1 protein-coding gene and 2 pseudogenes are annotated in these 1,608 nt (G+C 70.8%); 1 reads left to right on the top strand and 2 read right to left on the bottom strand.

The window, feature by feature from the left end:
* Together ACIBQ6_RS50705 and rsmI are read right to left on the bottom strand one after the other, a co-directional pair.
* Window positions 1–312 (bottom strand): annotated as a pseudogene (locus tag ACIBQ6_RS50705) (phospholipid carrier-dependent glycosyltransferase); the annotation flags it as partial.
* A gap of 5 nt (window positions 313–317) precedes the next feature.
* Window positions 318–1,160 carry a 16S rRNA (cytidine(1402)-2'-O)-methyltransferase gene (gene rsmI, locus ACIBQ6_RS50700; protein ID WP_397219630.1) on the bottom strand — a complete coding sequence of 281 codons (843 nt, stop codon included), beginning with the start codon at window positions 1,158–1,160 and terminating at the stop codon, window positions 318–320.
* 79 nt (window positions 1,161–1,239) lie between these two features.
* Between rsmI and ACIBQ6_RS50695 the strand changes: the two are divergent.
* A pseudogene (locus ACIBQ6_RS50695) lies at window positions 1,240–1,608 on the top strand (phospholipid carrier-dependent glycosyltransferase); the annotation flags it as partial.

Below are 1,608 nucleotides of genomic sequence, written 5' to 3'. Positions count from 1 at the left end.
CGGATGCGCGACGAACGAGGCGCAGTCGGACGACTGGGGGCACTGGCGGAAGATGTCCAGGTTCCCGGCGATGAGCCGCCGGTCGGCGATCGGGTTCTTGGCGTCGCCCAGCATCGCGCGCTCGACGCCGTACCGAAGCAGGGACCAGGCGTCCTTGGCGTAGTAGGTCTCGTCGAAGACGACGGCCTTCGGCTCACCGAGGCGGACGAACCGCAGCAGCCCGCCGAAGAGGGCGACCAGCAGCGGCCCCGCCCAACCTAAGAGGGGCCGCCCCTGGAACGGCGGGACCAGCCGTCGTGCCGTCTCCCCCATGTCGATCACCCTATGCGTTTGTGCACCAGGTCATAAAGTTCGCGTCTCGGCACGCCCGCGCCCTTGGCCACGTCGGCGATGGCGATCTTCCGCTGCTCGCCCTCGGCCACCCGGCGGTCGACCTCGGCGACCAGCTCGTCCATGTCGGGCTCGCCCGCCCCCGGCACGCGGCCCGCGACGACCACGGTGATCTCGCCCTTGACGCCGCCCGCGGCCCACTCGGCCAGCTCGCCGAGACCGCCGCGGCGCACCTCCTCGTACGTCTTGGTCAGCTCGCGGCAGACGGCGGCGGGCCGGTCGGCCCCGAACGCCTCGGCCATCGCGCCCAGCGACTCGGCCAGCCGGTGGGGGGCCTCGAAGAAGACCATCGTCCGCTCCTCGGCCGCCAGCGCGGACAGCCGCCGCGCCCGGTCGCCGGTCTTGCGCGGCGGGAAGCCCTCGAAGCAGAACCTGTCGCTGGCCAGCCCCGACACGGCGAGGGCCGTGGTGACGGCGCTCGGCCCCGGCAGCGCGGTCACCGTGATGCCCGCCTCGACCGCCAGGTGGGTCAGGCGGTAGCCGGGGTCGGACACCCCGGGCATCCCGGCGTCGGTGATGACCACGACCGTGCGGCCCTGTCTCAGCGCCTCGACCAGCTCCTGGGCGCGGCCCGCCTCGTTCTGGTCGTAGTAGGACACCACCCGGCCGCTGATCTCCACGCCCAGCTCGGTGGCGAGCCTGCGCAGCCGTCTGGTGTCCTCGGCGGCCACCACGTCGGCGTCGGCGAGCACCTCCCGCAGCCGCGGCGAGACGTCACCCGCCTGACCGATGGGGGCTCCGGCCAGCACCAACCTGCCTTCTCCAGTCACCCGACCATTGTGGCAGGGCATACCAATTAGACCGTGATTCTTGCAGTACCTAACGGCTTGGGGCCCGTACGATGTCCGAATGGCGGTGACCGATTCCCCGTACCAGGCCTACGACAACCCGGAGGTCGGCGAGAGTCAATCGCAGACGCGGTCCCTGCGTGACCGGGTGATCCCCCCCATGCGTGGCAGCGTCCTGTGGGGGTGGGTCGGCCCGCTGCTGGTCACGCTCTTCGGCGGCATCCTGCGCTTCGTCAACCTGGGCCACCCGCGGGCCGTGGTCTTCGACGAGACCTACTACATGAAGGACGCCTTCTCCCTGATCAACTGGGGCGTCGAGCGCGTCACGATCAAGGACGCGGACAAGGCGATCCTGGCCGGGAAGACCGACATCTGGCAGTCGTGCACGCAGGAGACGCTCGACAAGTGCGCCTCGTACGTGGTGCATCCC

The sequence above is a fragment of the Nonomuraea sp. NPDC049655 genome (genome assembly GCF_044465465.1).
Classification (GTDB): Bacteria; Actinomycetota; Actinomycetes; order Streptosporangiales; family Streptosporangiaceae; genus Nonomuraea.
This window is presented reverse-complemented; position numbering and strand designations above follow the sequence as displayed.